Source organism: Streptomyces sp. NBC_00310 (assembly GCF_036208085.1).
Taxonomy (GTDB): domain Bacteria; phylum Actinomycetota; class Actinomycetes; order Streptomycetales; family Streptomycetaceae; genus Streptomyces.
This window is the reverse complement of the sequence record NZ_CP130714.1, coordinates 10,014,235-10,030,202: the sequence shown is the minus strand read 5'-3', so window position 1 is coordinate 10,030,202 and position 15,968 is coordinate 10,014,235. Positions and strand designations below refer to the sequence as shown.

General features: G+C 71.8%; 20 protein-coding genes. 10 read left to right on the top strand and 10 right to left on the bottom strand.

Going from position 1 to position 15,968, the window contains the following annotated elements:
* The first annotated feature begins 7 nt into the window (after positions 1–7).
* On the top strand, positions 8–304 hold the full coding sequence (locus OG202_RS43785) for a DUF4235 domain-containing protein (RefSeq protein ID WP_326574148.1): 297 nt from the start codon (positions 8–10) through the stop codon (positions 302–304).
* Between the two features lie 75 nt (positions 305–379).
* Here OG202_RS43785 and OG202_RS43780 read toward each other — a convergent pair whose 3' ends face one another.
* Positions 380–772: a VOC family protein gene (locus OG202_RS43780; RefSeq protein ID WP_326574149.1), complete on the bottom strand. Its 393-nt coding sequence runs from the start codon at positions 770–772 to the stop codon at positions 380–382.
* 73 nt (positions 773–845) lie between these two features.
* Complete coding sequence (locus OG202_RS43775) at positions 846–1,322, bottom strand: GNAT family N-acetyltransferase (protein WP_327726499.1); 477 nt, start codon at positions 1,320–1,322, stop codon at positions 846–848.
* Between the two features lie 145 nt (positions 1,323–1,467).
* On the opposite strand from OG202_RS43775, the gene OG202_RS43770 reads away from it, so the two are divergent.
* On the top strand, positions 1,468–1,830 hold the full coding sequence (locus OG202_RS43770; RefSeq protein ID WP_327726500.1) for a DUF1304 domain-containing protein: 363 nt from the start codon (positions 1,468–1,470) through the stop codon (positions 1,828–1,830).
* Positions 1,827–2,417, top strand: coding sequence for a TetR/AcrR family transcriptional regulator (locus OG202_RS43765; protein ID WP_327726501.1), 591 nt, complete (start codon positions 1,827–1,829; stop codon positions 2,415–2,417). Before OG202_RS43770 ends, OG202_RS43765 begins: the two co-directional genes overlap by 4 nt.
* 13 nt (positions 2,418–2,430) lie before the next feature.
* Here OG202_RS43765 and OG202_RS43760 read toward each other — a convergent pair whose 3' ends face one another.
* The 3 genes from OG202_RS43760 to OG202_RS43750 all read right to left on the bottom strand — a co-directional run bounded on the left by OG202_RS43760 (position 2,431) and on the right by OG202_RS43750 (position 6,120).
* Positions 2,431–3,306 (bottom strand): hypothetical protein, encoded by an 876-nt coding sequence (locus OG202_RS43760; RefSeq protein ID WP_328224544.1) that lies wholly within the window; start codon positions 3,304–3,306, stop codon positions 2,431–2,433.
* A gap of 175 nt (positions 3,307–3,481) precedes the next feature.
* Positions 3,482–4,591, bottom strand: a complete 1,110-nt coding sequence (locus tag OG202_RS43755; protein ID WP_326574154.1) for an NAD(P)-dependent alcohol dehydrogenase — start codon at positions 4,589–4,591, stop codon at positions 3,482–3,484.
* Between the two features lie 71 nt (positions 4,592–4,662).
* On the bottom strand, positions 4,663–6,120 hold the full coding sequence (locus tag OG202_RS43750; RefSeq protein ID WP_327726503.1) for an aldehyde dehydrogenase family protein: 1,458 nt from the start codon (positions 6,118–6,120) through the stop codon (positions 4,663–4,665).
* A 105-nt stretch (positions 6,121–6,225) separates the two neighbouring features.
* On the opposite strand from OG202_RS43750, the gene OG202_RS43745 reads away from it, so the two are divergent.
* Positions 6,226–6,654 (top strand): MarR family winged helix-turn-helix transcriptional regulator, encoded by a 429-nt coding sequence (locus OG202_RS43745; RefSeq protein WP_326574156.1) that lies wholly within the window; start codon positions 6,226–6,228, stop codon positions 6,652–6,654.
* A gap of 159 nt (positions 6,655–6,813) precedes the next feature.
* On the top strand, positions 6,814–7,197 hold the full coding sequence (locus OG202_RS43740) for an anti-sigma factor antagonist (RefSeq protein WP_327726504.1): 384 nt from the start codon (positions 6,814–6,816) through the stop codon (positions 7,195–7,197).
* Between the two features lie 47 nt (positions 7,198–7,244).
* On the opposite strand, the gene OG202_RS43735 is transcribed toward OG202_RS43740, so the two are convergent.
* Complete coding sequence (locus OG202_RS43735; protein ID WP_326574158.1) at positions 7,245–8,198, bottom strand: ribose-phosphate diphosphokinase; 954 nt, start codon at positions 8,196–8,198, stop codon at positions 7,245–7,247.
* 196 nt (positions 8,199–8,394) lie between these two features.
* Between OG202_RS43735 and OG202_RS43730 the strand changes: the two genes are divergently transcribed.
* Positions 8,395–9,051, top strand: a complete 657-nt coding sequence (locus OG202_RS43730) for a DUF4230 domain-containing protein (RefSeq protein ID WP_327726505.1) — start codon at positions 8,395–8,397, stop codon at positions 9,049–9,051.
* A gap of 295 nt (positions 9,052–9,346) precedes the next feature.
* Positions 9,347–10,006, top strand: a complete 660-nt coding sequence (locus tag OG202_RS43725) for a VanZ family protein (RefSeq protein WP_327726506.1) — start codon at positions 9,347–9,349, stop codon at positions 10,004–10,006.
* Here OG202_RS43725 and OG202_RS43720 read toward each other — a convergent pair.
* Positions 9,987–10,223 carry a hypothetical protein gene (locus OG202_RS43720; RefSeq protein WP_326574161.1) on the bottom strand — a complete coding sequence of 79 codons (237 nt, stop codon included), beginning with the start codon at positions 10,221–10,223 and terminating at the stop codon, positions 9,987–9,989. The genes OG202_RS43725 and OG202_RS43720 overlap by 20 nt on opposite strands.
* A gap of 138 nt (positions 10,224–10,361) precedes the next feature.
* Here OG202_RS43720 and OG202_RS43715 point away from each other — a divergent pair, with 138 nt between their 5' ends.
* Together OG202_RS43715 and OG202_RS43710 are read left to right on the top strand one after the other, a co-directional pair.
* Positions 10,362–11,405 carry a PHP domain-containing protein gene (locus OG202_RS43715; RefSeq protein ID WP_327726507.1) on the top strand — a complete coding sequence of 348 codons (1,044 nt, stop codon included), beginning with the start codon at positions 10,362–10,364 and terminating at the stop codon, positions 11,403–11,405.
* A 134-nt stretch (positions 11,406–11,539) separates the two neighbouring features.
* On the top strand, positions 11,540–12,205 hold the full coding sequence (locus tag OG202_RS43710; RefSeq protein ID WP_326574163.1) for an HAD family hydrolase: 666 nt from the start codon (positions 11,540–11,542) through the stop codon (positions 12,203–12,205).
* 339 nt (positions 12,206–12,544) lie between these two features.
* Here the strand turns inward: OG202_RS43710 and OG202_RS43705 are convergent, their stop codons facing one another.
* Positions 12,545–13,201 carry a M15 family metallopeptidase gene (locus OG202_RS43705; protein WP_327726508.1) on the bottom strand — a complete coding sequence of 219 codons (657 nt, stop codon included), beginning with the start codon at positions 13,199–13,201 and terminating at the stop codon, positions 12,545–12,547.
* A gap of 162 nt (positions 13,202–13,363) precedes the next feature.
* Here OG202_RS43705 and OG202_RS43700 point away from each other — a divergent pair, with 162 nt between their 5' ends.
* Complete coding sequence (locus OG202_RS43700) at positions 13,364–14,392, top strand: SDR family oxidoreductase (RefSeq protein WP_327726509.1); 1,029 nt, start codon at positions 13,364–13,366, stop codon at positions 14,390–14,392.
* A 150-nt stretch (positions 14,393–14,542) separates the two neighbouring features.
* Here the strand turns inward: OG202_RS43700 and OG202_RS43695 are convergent, their stop codons facing one another.
* Positions 14,543–14,803 carry a hypothetical protein gene (locus OG202_RS43695; protein WP_326574166.1) on the bottom strand — a complete coding sequence of 87 codons (261 nt, stop codon included), beginning with the start codon at positions 14,801–14,803 and terminating at the stop codon, positions 14,543–14,545.
* Positions 14,804–14,904: 101 nt separating this feature from the next.
* Positions 14,905–15,879: a phosphotransferase family protein gene (locus OG202_RS43690; RefSeq protein ID WP_327732047.1), complete on the bottom strand. Its 975-nt coding sequence runs from the start codon at positions 15,877–15,879 to the stop codon at positions 14,905–14,907.
* Positions 15,880–15,968: the final 89 nt, after the last annotated feature.

Sequence of the window (15,968 nt, the reverse complement as noted above, 5' to 3'; positions counted from 1 at the left end):
AGACCAGATGTCCAAGAAGAAGAAGCTCCCCCTCGCCTATCAGCCCCTCGGCTTCGCCCTCGGCTGGGCGGGCGGTGCGCTGGCCTCGCTGGCGTTCCGCAAGACCTGGAAGCTGATCCGGCACGAGGACGACGCGCCCGACGCGCTGGACCGGGACCGCGGCTGGGGCGAGGTCCTGCTCGCGGCGGCCGTGCAGGGCGCGATCTTCGCGGTCGTGCGCAGCGCGGTGGACCGCACCGGCGCGAAGGCCATCGAGCGCTCCACCGGGGTGTGGCCGACCACCGAGAAGGGCGGCCGGGACTGAGGTCCGGGGCCTGTTCCGGCGGTTCCCTCGCGGATCGCCGGAACAGGCCCCGGACCTGGCCGTGCCGGGAGGGTGCTAGCCCTGCTTGGGGGCCGTGGGGTGTTCGCGGCGCAGGGTGAAGGAGTGGCCGGCCGGGTCGGAGTAGCCGCGCTCCTCGAACGGCCCGCTCGCGTCCTTGGTGTCCACCGGGCGTCCGCCTAGGGAGACGATCAGCCGTTCGGCCTCGTCCAGGTCGTCGACGTAGAAGTCCAGGTGGGCCTGGAGGGAGTTCTCGGGTCGGGGCCAGCTCGGCGGGGTGGCGTTGACGTCCCGGCGGAACGCCATGCGGGCGCCGCAGGCGCCCTCGATCTCGACGCGGTTGGCGGTCGCGTCCGTCTCCTCGGCGTCGAGCAGTTCCTTGTAGAACACCGCGAGTTTCTCCGGCTCGGCGCAGTCCAGCACCACGAGGCCCGCCTGTACCAGTGCCATGTCTCCTCCGTACGGGATCCCGGGCGCGGGGGACGGTCCGCCGCCGCCCATACGCTCCCCGGGTACCCGCCGACTACAGGTTCAGCCGCAGCGTGAGCGCCTGGGGCCGGAACGACTCCCGCTCGTAGAACCGGATACCGTCCGCGTTGGCCGCCGAGGCGGTCACCTCCGCGTGCACCGCGCCGTGTTCCCGGGCCCACGCCAGGAAGGTGTCGACCAGCCGGGCACCGACCCGGGCGCGCCGGTGCGCGGGACGGACGTAGAGCGCCATGAGGGTGGCCGACCCGACGGGCCGCATGGCGGAGGGTCCGGACAGGGAGCCCGACAGATGGCCCACCACCTCGCCGTCGTGCAGCGCGGCCAGCAGCAGCCGGCCGGGGTCGTGGAGGGCGGCCGTGAAGGCCTCGGCGCCGTGCCGGCGCGGCCAGTCCACGTTCAGGCTCGGGTCCCGCTCCCCGCCGTCCTCGGCGAACAGCCAGGAGCTGGAGACGACGATCCCCGGTACGTCCTCGGCGCGGGCGCGCCGCACGATCACCTCTTGCTCACTCATGGACGGGAACCTAGCGGCAGGCTCTGACAACCCGTCGGCGACGATCGTGGGCACCCCGGGTGGACTTCCTGGACAGCCGTCCAGCTATAGTGGACACCTGTCCAGGAAGTTCCGGGGCATCGAGTGACTACGGAGTCTGCTGACCATGGAGATCCTGGCGAACGTGCTGGTCGCGCTGGTGGCGGTGCTGCACGCGTACATCCTGGTGATGGAAATGTTCCTGTGGCAGAAGAAGCCGGGGATGTCGTTCCACGGGCTGGACCCGGAGATGGCGAAGCGGACGGCGGCGATGGCCGCCAACCAGGGGCTCTACAACGGCTTCCTCGCCGCCGGACTGGTGTGGGGCCTGATCGCCGGTGACCCGACCGGCTACCGCGCGCAGATCTTCTTCCTCGCCTGCGTGATCGTCGCCGGTGTGTACGGCGCCGCCACCGCCAACCGCCGCATCCTCGTCGCCCAGGCGCTCCCGGGCGCGCTCGCCCTGGCCGCCGTCCTCGTCGCGGGATGACCCCGGACGACCCCCGGGCCACGGACGACCCCCGGGCCACGGCGGACCCCCGGGCCGCCCGCACCCGGGCCAGGCTGCGGGAAGCCCTCCTCGACGAATGCGCCCGGCACCCGCTGCACGAGGTCGGCGTGGCCTCGCTGGTCCGCCGGGCGGGGGTCGGCCGGGCCACGTTCTACGTGCACTACCCGGACCTGGAGGCGCTGGCCGTCGACGCCTGCGCCGATGTCGTGCGCGACGCCGTGGAGGCCCTGCACGCCTGGCGCGGGCGCCCCGACCCGGTGCGGGCGCCCGCGGCGCTGCCGGAGTTCTTCGCCGGGCTGGCCCCGCACGCGGCCCTGTACCGCGCGCTGTTGGCGCCCGGTGGCGGCGGCCCGCTCGGCCGGGTGCTGCACCGGGACCTGCGCGCCTACAGCCTCCGCGAACGCGAGCTCGCGGGGGCCGCGGACGCCCCGCTGGTGGCCTCCGCCGTGGCGGCCACCTTCGCGGGGGTCCTCGCCGACTGGCTGCACGGCCTCCTCGACGGCACCCCTCAGGAGATCGCCGACCAGGCGTGGCAGCTGCTGGTGGCGTTGCACCGCAGCCGGTGAACACGCCGTCGGCTCAGGCGCAGCCCATGCCCTTCGCCACCTCGGGCCAGATCTCGACCCCGTCGGGCGTGCGGACGTACACCTTCGACGGGTCGCGCTCGACGAGCCACAGCGCCCGGTCCTCGTGGCGGTACCCGGTGTCGCGCGCGTGCACGGGCATGGGGACGTCACCGTCGTAGGCGGAGGTGAGCATCCCGTCGGGCAGGACGCCCTCGGGGTCGCGGCCGTACAGCCGGCCCTTCCCGTCGGCGTCGCCGCCCCTCGACAGGAAGTGGGCCTTCTGCCAGTCGCAGTGTTCCGAGCCCACGGAGGTGTGCACCTCGGTGATCGGTACGCGGTCGCCGTCGCGGTCGGTCCAGATCTCGTACGACCGGGAGTCGGTGAAGCTCGCGGGCAGCTCGGCCGGGTCACAGGAGGCACTGGTCTCCGGCCCCCAGCCGGGGCTGCCCTCGCGGTCTTTGGCGACGATCACGGCGACCTTGGTCCTGCCGTCGACGTCGTACGAGAAGAGGGCCCGGTCCTTCTCCCGGCGTTCCAGGCGGTAGCCCTCCTCGGGGACGTCGGGCACCTCGATGTCGAAGTACGCCCGAAGCCCTTCCTCGGGTGTCTTTCCCCCATCGTCCCTGCCCCAGCCGCCGGGCCCGCCGCCGCCCTCGTAGATCTCGCCGTCGCACTCCAGCGCCCGGCCTGCCGCGCCCGACTCGGTCCTGATCGCCTCGACGCCGTCCTCGTCGACCTCCTGGTGCGGCACGTACAGCGGCCCGGCGTACGGCGTGGCCGGTGCCGTCCCGGTCACCACGAGGTCGCCCCCGCTCCCGGCGCCGCACCCCACCGCCGCCACGGCCGCCACGGCCGCCACGATCACCGTTGCCGCGAGTCCCCTGCGCATCTCCAACCCCCGTGCTCGTCCACGAACTCAGTGTCCTTCCCCCTACGACGCCGAAGGGGCCAAGGACGTTCGACGGCCCTGTGGGTGACCTGGACAGCAGGTCACCCACCGGGCCGGGGTCACGCGGGGGAGGACGCGCCCCGGCGGGAGACGGCTCCTCGGAACGCCGGCGACGTCAGAAGGTCAGCACCGGCTTGATGCTCTTGCCGCCGCTCATGTCCGCCACCGCCTGGTCGATGTCCTCGAACTTGTAGCGGCTGATCAGCCGGTCGAGCGGGAGCTTGCCCTCCTTGACCAGCTGGACAAGGACCGGGATGGCGGTCTGGATCTCGTTGTCGCCGAGGGTGAGGCCGACGACGCGCTTGCCGCCGAGCATGCCGTTGACGTCGAGGGAGACCTCGGTGCCGAACGGCGGGGCGCCGACGATGACGAGGGTGCCGCGCGCGGCGAGGGAGTCGACGCCCTTGCGCAGGACGAAGACGCTGCCGGTGGTCTCGACGACGCCGTCGGCGCCGCGGCCGCCGGTGATCTCCATGATCGCCTCGGTGAGGTCGGCGACCTCGCCGCCGTTCACCGTGTGCGTGGCACCCAGCTCCTTGGCCAGCTCCAGGCGCTCGCCGACCTTGTCCACGGCGATGACCGTGGTCGCGGGGGTGAGGGCCGCCGCCATCACGGCGGAGAGGCCGACGGCTCCGGCGCCGAGGACGACGATCGTGCTGCCCGCGCGGGGCTCCAGGACGTTCCAGACGGCACCGACGCCGGTCTGCACGCCGCAGCCCAGCGGGGCGATGGAGTCCAGCGGTACGTCCGGGTCGACCTTGACGAGGCTGCGCTCGTCGACCAGGGCCCGCTCGGCGAAGGAGGACTGGCCGAAGAAGTGGCCGCCGAGGTCCTGGCCGTCGCGGCTGATGGTGCTGGTGCCGTCGGCGCGGCGGCCGCCGAGCAGGTTCAGCGGGAGCCAGGTGGCGCAGTACGCCGGGTGCCCGTCACGGCAGTTGTGGCAGGCGCCGCAGGAGGTGAAGGACAGCACGACGTGGTCGCCCGGCACGACGGAGGTGACGCCCGGGCCGACGGCCTCGACGACACCGGCGCCCTCGTGGCCGAGGACCCCGGGGAGCGGGAAGGGCAGCCCGCCGCTGGCGACACCGAGGTCGGTGTGGCACAGCCCGGCGGCGACCATGCGGACCAGGGCCTCGCCCTGGCCCGGCTGGTCGAGGACGACCTCGGAGAGGGTGAAGGGGGCGCCCCCGGACTCGACCACGGCGGCGCGTGTGGTGGTGGACATTCTCGAACTCCTTGTCTGTCCGTGAGCCGCCGGAGCGGTCCCGCGGCTCACGAGTGATCCCGGGGAGGCGCTCAGTCGAGCGAGACGACGACGGACTTGACCTTGGTGTAGGACTCCAGGGCCTCGGGGCCGTACTCGCGGCCGAAGCCGGAGGCCTTCACGCCGCCGAAGGGCACGGCGGGGTCGAGCATCGGCCAGTCGTTGACCCAGACGATGCCCGCCTGGAGGCGGTCGGCGACGCGGTGGGCGCGGGTGAGGTTGGTGGTCTGGATGCCCGAGGCCAGTCCGTACGGCGTGGAGTTGGCCAGCTCGACCGCCTCGTCCTCGGAGTCGAAGGGCTGCACGGTGAGGACCGGTCCGAAGACCTCCTCCTGGACGACCCGGGAGTCGTTGGCGAGGTCGGCGATGACGGTGGGCTTGTAGTAGTAGCCGCCGTTCAGGTCGAGGCGCTCGCCGCCGCAGACGATGCGGCCGCCCTCCTTGCGGGCCAGCTCGACGTACTCCTCGACCTTCTTCAGATGCCGCTCGCCCGCCATCGGGCCGATGACGGTCTCGGGCTGCCGGGGGTCGCCGAGGGGCACGCCGGGCACGGCGTCGGCGAGGATGCCGACCACGGTGTCGTAGAGCGGGCGGGCGACCAGCAGGCGGGGGCCGCCCATGCAGAACTGGCCGGTGTTGAAGACGAAGCCCTTGATGATGGCGCCGATGGCCTTCTCGATGTCGGCGTCCTCGAAGACGAGGTGCGCCGCGTTGCCGCCGAGCTCCATGGTGACCTGCTTCAGGCCCTCGCCGGCGACGCTCGCCGCGTGCCGGCCGGTCGCGGTGGAACCGGTGAAGGCGATCTTGTCGACGCCGGGGTTGCGCAGCAACGCCTCGCCCGCGACGGGGCCCGTGCCGGTGACGACGTTGTAGACACCGTCCGGGACGCCGGCCTCCTTCAGGAGCCCGGCCATGTAGAGGGCGCTGAGCGGGGTCTCCTCGGCCGGCTTGTGCACGATCGTGTTGCCGGCCGCGAGCGCGGGGGCGATCTTGGAGCCGGCCAGGATCAGCGGGAAGTTGAACGGGGTGATCGCGCCGACCACACCGATCGGGCCGCGCCTGGTGTAGGCGAGGCGGTTGTCCGGAACGTCACGGGCGGAGCCGTCCAGCGACCAGGCGAGGGAGGCGTAGTACTCGTAGTCGTTGGCCGCGTTCGTCACGTCCACGGCGTGGGCCAGCATGATGGGCTTGCCGACGTCACGGCTCTCGATGGCCGCGATGTCGTCGGCGTTCTCCCGGATCAGCTGGGCGACACGGTTCAGGATCCGGCCGCGCTCGCGACCGCTCAGTCCGGACCACGCGCCGTTGTCGAAGGCCTCGCGCGCGGCGCGCACGGCGGCGTCGACGTCGGCGGCACCCGCTTCCGCGACCGTCGTGACCACCTGGCCCGTGGACGGGTCGATCACGTCGGCGCGTGCCCCGTCAGTCGCCTCAAGCCACTGTCCACCGATGAACAGCCGCCCGGGCTCGCTCTCGAAGGTGGTCGTCATTGCCCACTCCTCAGCCTTGATCGCTAAGTCTTCAACCAACAGGATTCCTGTTGGTTCGCAGTTTCATTACACACAGGTTTCCTGTCAATGCCTTACGCTGACCCCATGGTCGGCACCAAGGCACCTCCCTCCCTCCTCTACATGGTCAAGCAGGTTGAGCTCGTTGTCCGCTCGCGCCTGGACGAGCTGGTGAAACCGGCCGGGATCACGGCCCTGCAGTACACGTCCCTCACCGTCCTGGAGCGGCATGACGGGCTCTCGGCCGCCCAGCTCGCCCGCGACTCGTTCGTCACGGCCCAGTCCATCGCGGATCTCGTACGAAGTCTCGAGAACCGCGGACTCGTGCGCCGGGAGCGCAACCCGCGCAACCGGCGCGAGCTGCTGATCCTGCTGACCGACGAGGGACGCGAGCTGCTCGCCCACTACGCCGAGCCCATGCGCGACCTGGAGGAACGCATGATCCGCGACCTCACCGCGCACCAGGCCGACCAGTTCCGGCTGGCACTGTCGAAGGCGTGGCACGCCCTGTCCTAGGGGGCTCTGCGCACAACTCCGGACCGATTGCCGGAGAAATCGAAGACATATGTCAATCGAACATGCTGAAATTCACTCCAACGAGGGTAACTTGCAGAGCGGGGACGGGACTTGCCCTCGCGCCTGTCCTCACAGAGTCCGGTTGGAGGCGATGCCGTCGTGTCGAGCGACCCCACACCGCCCACGATCGGGTACCTGCGCGTCCGCACGGACCGCGGCCGTACCGTGCTCGAACTGCACGGCGAGATCGACATCGCGGCGGCGGTGGAGATCATTCCGCACCTCGACGCGGCGACGGGCCGCCCCGGCGCCCGGATCGTGATCGACCTGAGGCACGTCGAGTTCTTCGACTGCTCCGGACTACGGCTGCTCTACCGGGCCCGGCAGCGGGTGCTCGACCGCGACGGCGAGCTGCGCCTGGTCTGCACCCACCCGCTCACCCTGCGCGTCCTCAAGGTCACCGGCCTGGCCCGGCTGCTGCCGCCCGCCCCGTCGCTGGACGCGGCCCTGGAGCAGCCCGAGGCCGCGTCCGGCACGTTATGACCCTGCCCGCCGGCCCTCTTCGCCCTTCGCCCTTCGCCCTCTTCGCCCTATTCGCTCGCCGGCGCGTCGAACAGGGCACTGACGGACTCGCCGTTGTGGATGCGGCGCACGGCCTCCGCGAGCGCGGGGGCGATGGAGAGCACCTTCAGCTTCTCGGTGCGCTCCTCCACCGGGACGGGCACGGTGTTGGTGCAGACGATCTCCAGGATGTCGGGCTGCTCGCTCAGCCGCTTCAGCGCCCCCGCCGCGAAGAGTCCGTGGGTGCACGCCACCCGGATCGAGCGCGGCCCCAACTCCCGCAGCCGCTCCAGGAGTTCCAGGACGGTGCTGCCCTTGGCGATCTCGTCGTCGAGGACGATCACATCCCGGCCGGCGACCTCGCCGATCACCGAGCTGATGCTCACCCGGTCGTCCGCGAACCGCTGCTTGGCACCCGCGGCGACCTGCGCGCCGATCATCCGCGCGAACGCCGCCGCCTCCTTGGCGTTGCCCAGATCCGGTGACACGACCGTCGTACGCGTCAGGTCGTACCGCCGGAAGTGCGCGGCCAGCTCGCGCAGCGCGTGCAGATGATCGACCGGCACCGAGAAGAAGCCGTGCACCTGCGGTGAGTGCAGGGTCATGGCGAGCACGCGACTGGCGCCCGCCGACACCATCAGATCGGCGACCAGCCGGCCACCGATGGAGATCCGCGGGGCGTCCTTCTTGTCCGAGCGGGCGTACGAGTAGTGCGGCATGACCACGGTGATCCGGCCCGCCGAGGCGCCGCGCGCCGCGTCGCACATCAGCAGCAGCTCGACGAGATGCTCCTGAACCGGCGCGACCAGCGGCTGGATCAGGAACACGTCCCTCTCCCGGCAGTTGGCCTGGAGCTGCACCTCCAGACAGTCGTTGGCGAACCGACTCACCCGGGACGGGCTCAGCGGTACCCCGAGGTGCGCGCACACCTCGTCGGCGAGTTCGGGATGGGCGCTGCCGGTGAAGACGGCGATGTCACGCACGGTCGGCTCCTCGTATGAACATGATCATTACGGGTTGCGCGGCTCATGCTACTGGCCGCCCGGCATACGCCGATTCGCTACGGCGGCCCGGACGAGCCGCACCCCCGCTCTACGGCGAAGTGCGGACAATCACCGACCCGGCGTTCTCCCTTGGCCTTTGAGGGCATTCGTTGAAAGAGGAAGGAGGACCGTCGACATGACGACGTCCATCAAGCGCACGCGTCTGCCCGGCTGGGCCAAGCTGCTCACCGCCGTGGTCATCCTCATCGTGGTGCTGCTGGCCGCCTTGCGGATGCTGGTCTTCGGGGGGCTGGACGACGTGTTCGGCACCGAGGAGCACGACCGCTCGGGGCCGACACTCCTGAAGTCCATCCAGGACATGAGCCGATACGACGCCGCCTCGGGCAACTTCCAGGTGGTCGTCGACCTGGAGAAGGACGCCAAGTACCTGCCGGACGCGATCCGCGGCACCCGCACGCTGTACGTCGGCGCGGGCACCGTCGACGCCTATGTCGACCTCGGCAAGGTCGGCGAGAACGACGTGAAGGTCAACGACGACCGCACGTCGGCCACCATCAACCTCCCGCACGCCCAGCTGGGCAAGCCGGCCCTCGACACCGAGCACTCCTACGCCGTCTCCAAGCAGCGCGGGCTGCTCGACCGCTTCGGCGATCTGTTCTCCGACAACCCCAACAGCGAACAGGCCGTGCAGCGCCTCGCCGTCAAGCACATCGGCGACGCCGCGAAGGACAGCAAGCTCACGGACCGCGCCGAGGCCAACACCACCGACATGCTCGAAGGGCTGCTGAAGTCCCTCGGCTTCAAGGAGGTGAAGGTGACGTACGGGTCCTGACCGGTCACCGGCGTCCTCCCCGCGCCCTCCCCGGGTTCGGGGAGGGCGCGTCGTACGTCGGCTCGTCCGCCGACTCCGCACGTCCGCGCCCTCCCGCGCCCGCCCACTCCCGGGCGCCTCGTCGGCGCCCCTCGAACGGGAGCGGACCTCTGTCGCTCCCCGCCCGGAGTGCCCAGGAAGGGCGAGGGAAAACCCGGCGAAGGCCGGCTGACGACTTCTCGCACCGGCGGGAGTCATGGGCCGCATCGGGGGTAACCACCTTGGGACAGAGGGAAGTTGAAATCGGGAGGGTTGCATGGCCCGTACCACGGCACGTTCCCGTTCCACGACCTCCGGCCGCCGTTCCCCGGCGGCCCCACAGGGTCGACGACCACTCCCGCTGCCCCTGCGGCTGCTGGCGATGGCGCTCGCCTTCATGGTCATGGTGGCGTTCGGCGCGGTGCTGGCCGGGCTCACCCTCCAGCCGTCCCCGGCGTCGGAGGCGCTCACCCACAGCAACCTCCGCCCCGGCAGCTCCCTGGAGCTCTACTGGCACCATCCCGACCCCCGCGACGCGCTCAAACAGGTCGGCGGGAACATCCTGCTGGGCCTGCCGTTCGGGATCCTGCTGCCCGTACTGGCGCCCGGCGCGCGCGGCCTGCTGCGTGTGCCCGCCCTGACCGCGCTGATGATGCTGCTGGTCGAGCTGGTGCAGGGCGCGCTCGTCACCGGACGCGCGTTCGACATCGACGACGTCATCCTCAACACGACGGGTGCGCTGCTGGGCTATCTGCTGCTGGGCCGGCGCCTCGGCCGGGCGGTGCACGCGCGAGCCCCGCGCGAACCGAAGGCCGCGCAGGCCCGGCGGAAGGCGCCGGCCCAGCGGAAGGACCCGGCCCGGCCGAAGGCTCCGCGCGGCCGCTGGACCCAGCGGCTGCGCGTCGGCCGCAAGGGGGCTAGCGCAGGGTCCAAGTGAGTTTGTCGCCACCCACCCAGCGAACCTGGTCGGGGTCGTCGAGGTCGTGGACGACGACCCCGAAGGCGGCGGCGGCCCGCAGCACGTCCGTCATCGTCTTCGCCTCGCCGACCACCTGGCCGTCGATCTCCACGATCCGGAACGGCGGCGTACCGGGCTGGACCCCGAGCACCATGACCCGAGGGTGGGAAATGTAGGGGCTCGCGCTTTCGGTCATGTCTAGAGCGTAGAGCGATTCCGGCCATCGGTGCCGGGTGAGGTCCGGGCGGGTGAGTCCGGCCCGCCCGTGATCGTACGGCCGCCGTGCGGGTACCCGGGGGCTGGGCGACGCTGGAAGCGGGAGGCTGGAGGTGCCATGGATCCCGTCGAGGCCCTGGACCGGATCGCTTTCCTGCTGGAACGTGACCGGGCCCCCACCTATCGCGTGCGCGCGTTCCGTACGGCCGCCGCCGTGCTCGGCGCGCTGCCGGCGGACGACGTGGCCGAGCGGGCGGCGACCGGCTCGCTGGAGTCGTTGAAGGGGGTCGGGCCGAAGACCGCTCAGGTGGCGCGCGAGGCGCTGGCCGGTGAGGTGCCGGGCTATCTGCGCAAGCTGGAACAGGAGGCCGAGGCCCCGCTCACGGGCGGTGGCGCGGAGCTGATGGAGCTGATCAGGGGAGACTGCCATGTGCACTCGGACTGGTCGGACGGCGGCAGCCCGATCGAGGAGATGGGCCGGACCGCCGCGCGCCTCGGCCACGAGTGGACGGTGCTCACCGACCACTCCCCCCGGCTGACCGTCGCCCGGGGCCTGTCCCCGGAGCGGCTGCGGGAGCAGCTCGACGTGGTGGCCGCGCTGAACGAGACGTGGGCACCGTTCCGGCTGCTCACCGGCATCGAGTGCGACATCCTCGACGACGGTTCGCTGGACCAGGAGCCCGAGCTGCTGGACCGGCTCGACGTGGTGGTGGTGTCCGTGCACTCCAAGCTGCGGATGGACGCGCGCGCGATGACCCGGCGGATGGTCGCCGCGGTCCGTGATCCGCACTCCGATGTGCTGGGGCACTGCACGGGGCGGCTCGTCACCGGGCGAGGGCGGCCCGAGTCGGAGTTCGACGCGGAGGCGGTGTTCTCGGCGTGCGCGGAGACGGGGACGGCCGTGGAGATCAACTCCCGGCCGGAGCGGCTGGATCCGCCTCGGGGGCTGTTGCGGGCCGCGGTGGAGGCGGAGGTGTTGTTCTCGATCGACACGGATGCGCATGCGCCGGGGCAGTTGACGTGGCAGGTGCATGGGTGTGCTCGGGCGGAGGAGTGCGGGGTGCCGGCGGAGCGGGTGGTGACGACGTGGGGGGTGGAGGAGCTTCTCGGGTGGGCTCGGGACCGGGAGGTTCCTGGTCGGGTGGGGGTGGGGGGTGCCTAGGAGCTCGGGGGGTTCGTTGCGTTGGCGTGTGCGGGTGCGTCGTGGCTTGTCGCGCCCACGCGGCGGAGCCGCATATGGATACAGCCCCGCGCCTCTGAAGGGCGCGTGTGTCGGAGTTTCCAGGAAGGTGTGCCATGGGTAGGGCTGCTGTTTTCGATGTCGACGGGACCCTTGTCGATACCAACCATGTGCATGTCGTCGCCTGGTGGGAGGCGTTTCGGCAGGGTGGGCATCAGGTGGCCATGCATGACATCCATCGGGCGGTGGGGCTGCCGTCCGGGGATCTGATCACGCATCTGCTGGGTGAGGAGCGGGATCCGCAGGAGAAGGACGCGCTGAGTGCGGCGCACAAGGCGCTGTACGGGACGTACTTCGACCGGCTGCCCGCGTTGCCGGACGCGGGGCGGCTGTTGCGGCGGCTCGACGGGCAGGGCTGGAGCGTGGTGCTGGCGACCTCGGCGAGCGGGACGGAGCTGGCCGCGTTGCGGCGGGCGATCGGGGCCGACGACGCCATCACGGCGACGGCGAGCGCCGATGACGTGGCCGAGGGGAAGCCCGCGCCGGATCCGGTCGAGCAGGCCCTGGAGCTGGCGGGGGCGGAGGCCGAGCGGTCGGTGTTCGTCGGGGACACCGTCTGGGACATGCGCGCCGGCGCCCGGGCGGGGGTGCACTGCGTGGCGGTGCTCTGCGGCGGCATTCCCCGGCCCGAACTGGAGGCGGCCGGCGCTGAGGCGGTGTTCCGGAATCCGGCCCACCTGCTGGCCGCACTGGAGGAGAGCCCGCTGGGCCGGGAGGAATGACCTGGTGACGGCCGCTGTGGGCCGCCTTGCGCGACGTGACGCAGATCACCGGCAATGTCCGGATACGGAAGGAACACCCGCTGATACTTTCCCGTTAAATCAGCTGTGGGTGTGGATGGGACAGTGTCCCCGGGCCTCACCTTTTGCCCACAGGGACGATCGTTCGGCTGAAGCCCTGTGGAGCCTTTCGCCGAGAGGCGACCGCCATCCGCACCCACACACAGACCGCCCCGACCGTGATTCCCCCGTCCCGGTCGGGGCTTCTCCCTTTCCGCAAGCGCTCGGGTGCCTCGGAAGCGGTCAGGAGCGCCGGGAAACGGTCAGGAGCGCCGGGAGCGCTCAGGCACCGAGTTCGCGCGGCCCGTACAGCGCTGCCGGAGCGCCGGTCATCAGGGCCCAGTAGCGGTCGCCGTACGACCAGTGCCACCACTCGGTGGGGTAGTTGACCAGGCCGGCCGCGGTGAGGGCGGCGCCGAGCGTCTCGCGGTGGGCGCGGGCCTCGGCGGAGATGCCGTCCGCCCCCGTGTAGCAGGCGCCGGCGCTCTCCTCGGGGCTGGCGTTCACCCGTGTACCGAAGTCCACTTCACGGCCGTCGGCGTCGACGAGGGTCAGGTCCACGGCGGCGCCCGCGGAGTGCGGGGCTATCCCGGGCGGGGAGACGTAGCGGCTGGCCGCCGCGTGGATGCGGTCGGCGGGCCAGTCGGGGTGCAGGGCGCGCTGCTCGGCCGCGTACTCCTCGAAGTACGCGCGCTGCAGGGACGGCGGCCGGTAGCCCTCGACGAACAGCAGGCGCAGCCCGTCCGGCAGCAGGGTCTGGGCCTTGACCAGCCGGTCGAGCACGCCGACGCGCAGATGGGCGTAGGCGCCCGTGGCGTCGGCCTTGCGCTCGTCGACCAGCAAGGGGCCGGCCCGGCGTACGTCGACGAGCGGCTCGTCCAGGTCGTGGACGGGTACGGCCGCCACCTTCGGGTCGGACATCAGGATGATCTCGGTCATGAGCTGATCATCTCGTGCGGTCGGCCGGTTCCCGCCGGAATCGGCCAGGACGGTGGCCCGGCCCGTCCCGGGGGGTGTGGCCGGTTGCGGTCGCGTGCATCGGCGGCGCCCGGGTACTCGTGGGCGGCCCTGGAGGAACGGAACGCGCGAGAGGAGTCGGCTGTGAACGGAGAATCCGGCGGCAGGATCGTGGTCACCGGCGCCACCGGCAATGTGGGGACGAGTCTGGTGCGTCTGCTCGCGGAGGACGCGGAGGTAGGCCAGGTACGGGGACTGGCCCGTCGGGTTCCCGAGTGGGCGCCCGCGAAGACGGACTGGTCGGCCGTGGACGTGGGATCCGAGGAGGCCGATCTGGTCAAGGAGTTCGAGGGGGCGGACGCGGTCGTCCATCTCGCCTGGGCGTTCCAGCCGACGCACGATCCCGCCGCGACCTGGCGAACCAACGTGCTGGGCAGCATGCGGGTCTTCGAGGCGGTGGCGGCGGCCGAGGTGCCGACGCTGGTACACGCCTCGTCGGTCGGCGCCTACTCACCGGGACCGAAGGGTCACGCGGTCGACGAGTCGTGGCCCACCCACGGCTGGCCGGACGCCGCGTACTGCCGGGAGAAGGCGTATCTGGAGCGTGCCCTGGACTCCTTCGAGCACGAGAACCCCGGGGTGCGGGTGGTGCGGATGCGGCCCGCCTTCCTGTTCAAGCGGGAGTCGGCGAGCGAGCAGCGCCGCATCTTCGGCGGGCGTTTCCTGCCGGGACAGCTGGCCCGGCCCGAGCTGCTGCCGTTCCTGCCGGACATTCCCGGGCTGAAGGTGCAGACGCTGCACACCGACGACGCCGCGCAGGCGTACCGGCTGGCGCTGCACACCGACGTCCGCGGTGCCTTCAACCTCGCGGCGGAGTCGCCCGTGGACGCCACGCTGCTCAGCGAGGTGCTGGACGCCCGTCCGGTGAAGCTGCCCCGGGTCGCGGCCCGCTCGGCGGTCGCCGCCGCGTGGAACCTGCGGCTGCTGCCCGCCTCACCGCATCTCTTCGACGCCGTCCTGCGGCTGCCGCTGATGGACTGCAGCAGGGCTCGTGACGAGCTCCACTGGCGGCCCGAGCGCACAGCGGTGGAGGTGCTGGAGGAGTTCCTGGAGGGGCTGCGGCAGGGCGCCGGGGCGGAGACGGAGCCGCTGCGGGGGCGGAAGGTCGGCTGAAGCCGAGGCCGAGGCCGAGGCCGCCCATGAGGCCGGGTGCGCCCGTGAGCACGCGGCAGACGTGACGGCGCCTCCCCGGGTCCCACCGGGGAGGCGCCGAGTCTCGGGAATGCCCTGGACCGAAGGACCAGAAGGACCAGGGGCCGGGGGTCAGCCGGACGGCTCGTCGGGTACGGGCTGCTCGGGATTGACGGCGCCCGATCGCGGTGCGCCCTGTCGGCCGGTGCCGGCCTCGTCCGTGTCGGGCAGGTCAGCGGTGTCGTCGGCCGCGTCGATGTCCCGCTCGTCGTCGGTGACGCGCGTCCGAGCCACCTCCCACGGGTCCTCGCTCCCGTTCGCCTGCTGGTCGGGCATGTCCCTCGGTACGGGGTCCTCGTGCTCGCCGGGACCCTCCAGCCGGTGATCGGTCACGGCGTGCTCCTTCCTGTCGTCCACCGGGCGCGAGTACCTCCGCCCGATCGACTCAAACCCGGGTGTCCCGTGGTCGCGTGCGTCCGGTCCTGTGCGTCCCGTCAGGAAAGGTCGCGCAGTTCGTCCAGGGCCGCCGTCAGCTGCGGCGCCACCGCCTCCCGCCGCCAGGCGACGTCTCCGTCGTCCAGGGCGCGCGGCACCACCTCGACCAGCATGATCAGGTAGAGGTAGCTGCGGTAGAGGGCGTAGCGCCTGCGGACCGAAGCCGTGAACTCGACTTCTCCGCCAGCCTCCTGATAGCCCGTCAGGAAATCGGCGTCCTGCCGGATGTCGCCCAGGAGAGCCAGCGAGACGAAGTCCGCGACCGGGTCGCCCCAGAACATGCGCTCACCGTCGATCAGACCACCGACACGTGGAGTCTCCCCGCGCTCGACGAGGATGTTGCCCTGCCACAGGTCGAAGTGGACCAGCCGCGGCACGGTCACCTCGTCGAGGGCGTCGTACGCGGCCTTCGCGGTACGGGCCACCTCGTCCACGGGGAGGGGCAGCCAGGCCCGGAAGCGGCGGGCGTCGGCGAGGACACCGTCGTAGATGGCGGTGAAGGCGGTGCGCCAGTCGGCGGCGAGGGGGCCGAACGTGCCGGACGGGTACCCGAACCCGGGGCCGGTCACCCGGTGGAGCCGGGCCACCAGACCGCCCAACTCGCGCCGCAGTGACGCCTCCTGGGTGGGCTCCAGTCCGTCCCATCCGCCGCCCGGGCAGTACGTGAGCAGGAGGTGGCGGCCGGTCGGCGCGGTCTCGTCGAGGGCGGCTCCGGCCACCCGGGGCGCGGGGACGCCGACGCTCTCGGCGGCCCGGCAGAACTCGATCTCGGCACCGAGGAGTTCGCTCTCGTAGGCCAGGCCGGGGGTGGTGGACGGCGGGGGGACCTTGACGATCAGCCGGGTGCCGTCGGTGAGGCGCAGCTCTTCGACCGTGTTGTACGTGCCGCCATCGAGCGGCAGCCGCTCCGCGAGGCTCTCGGGCGGCAGCCCCGCCGCCGCCAGGACACGCCGCGCGCGCTCCCCGTCGTCCACCGTGGCCCCCTCGTCGCGTACAGCCGTGCCGGCCCACTCTGCCAGGTGGGCCGGCACGGCTGAAACCGCTTTTCAACGCTCCGGCGGCG

Coding starts and splice junctions, on each gene's coding strand:
- OG202_RS43785 (WP_326574148.1), top strand. CDS start 8: ATGTCCAAGAAGAAGAAGCTCCCCCTCGCCTATCAGCCCCTCGGCTTC.
- OG202_RS43780 (WP_326574149.1), bottom strand. CDS start 772: ATGGCACTGGTACAGGCGGGCCTCGTGGTGCTGGACTGCGCCGAGCCG.
- OG202_RS43775 (WP_327726499.1), bottom strand. CDS start 1,322: ATGAGTGAGCAAGAGGTGATCGTGCGGCGCGCCCGCGCCGAGGACGTA.
- OG202_RS43770 (WP_327726500.1), top strand. CDS start 1,468: ATGGAGATCCTGGCGAACGTGCTGGTCGCGCTGGTGGCGGTGCTGCAC.
- OG202_RS43765 (WP_327726501.1), top strand. CDS start 1,827: ATGACCCCGGACGACCCCCGGGCCACGGACGACCCCCGGGCCACGGCG.
- OG202_RS43760 (WP_328224544.1), bottom strand. CDS start 3,306: ATGCGCAGGGGACTCGCGGCAACGGTGATCGTGGCGGCCGTGGCGGCC.
- OG202_RS43755 (WP_326574154.1), bottom strand. CDS start 4,591: ATGTCCACCACCACACGCGCCGCCGTGGTCGAGTCCGGGGGCGCCCCC.
- OG202_RS43750 (WP_327726503.1), bottom strand. CDS start 6,120: ATGACGACCACCTTCGAGAGCGAGCCCGGGCGGCTGTTCATCGGTGGA.
- OG202_RS43745 (WP_326574156.1), top strand. CDS start 6,226: ATGGTCGGCACCAAGGCACCTCCCTCCCTCCTCTACATGGTCAAGCAG.
- OG202_RS43730 (WP_327726505.1), top strand. CDS start 8,395: ATGACGACGTCCATCAAGCGCACGCGTCTGCCCGGCTGGGCCAAGCTG.
- OG202_RS43725 (WP_327726506.1), top strand. CDS start 9,347: ATGGCCCGTACCACGGCACGTTCCCGTTCCACGACCTCCGGCCGCCGT.
- OG202_RS43720 (WP_326574161.1), bottom strand. CDS start 10,223: ATGACCGAAAGCGCGAGCCCCTACATTTCCCACCCTCGGGTCATGGTG.
- OG202_RS43715 (WP_327726507.1), top strand. CDS start 10,362: ATGGATCCCGTCGAGGCCCTGGACCGGATCGCTTTCCTGCTGGAACGT.
- OG202_RS43710 (WP_326574163.1), top strand. CDS start 11,540: ATGGGTAGGGCTGCTGTTTTCGATGTCGACGGGACCCTTGTCGATACC.
- OG202_RS43705 (WP_327726508.1), bottom strand. CDS start 13,201: ATGACCGAGATCATCCTGATGTCCGACCCGAAGGTGGCGGCCGTACCC.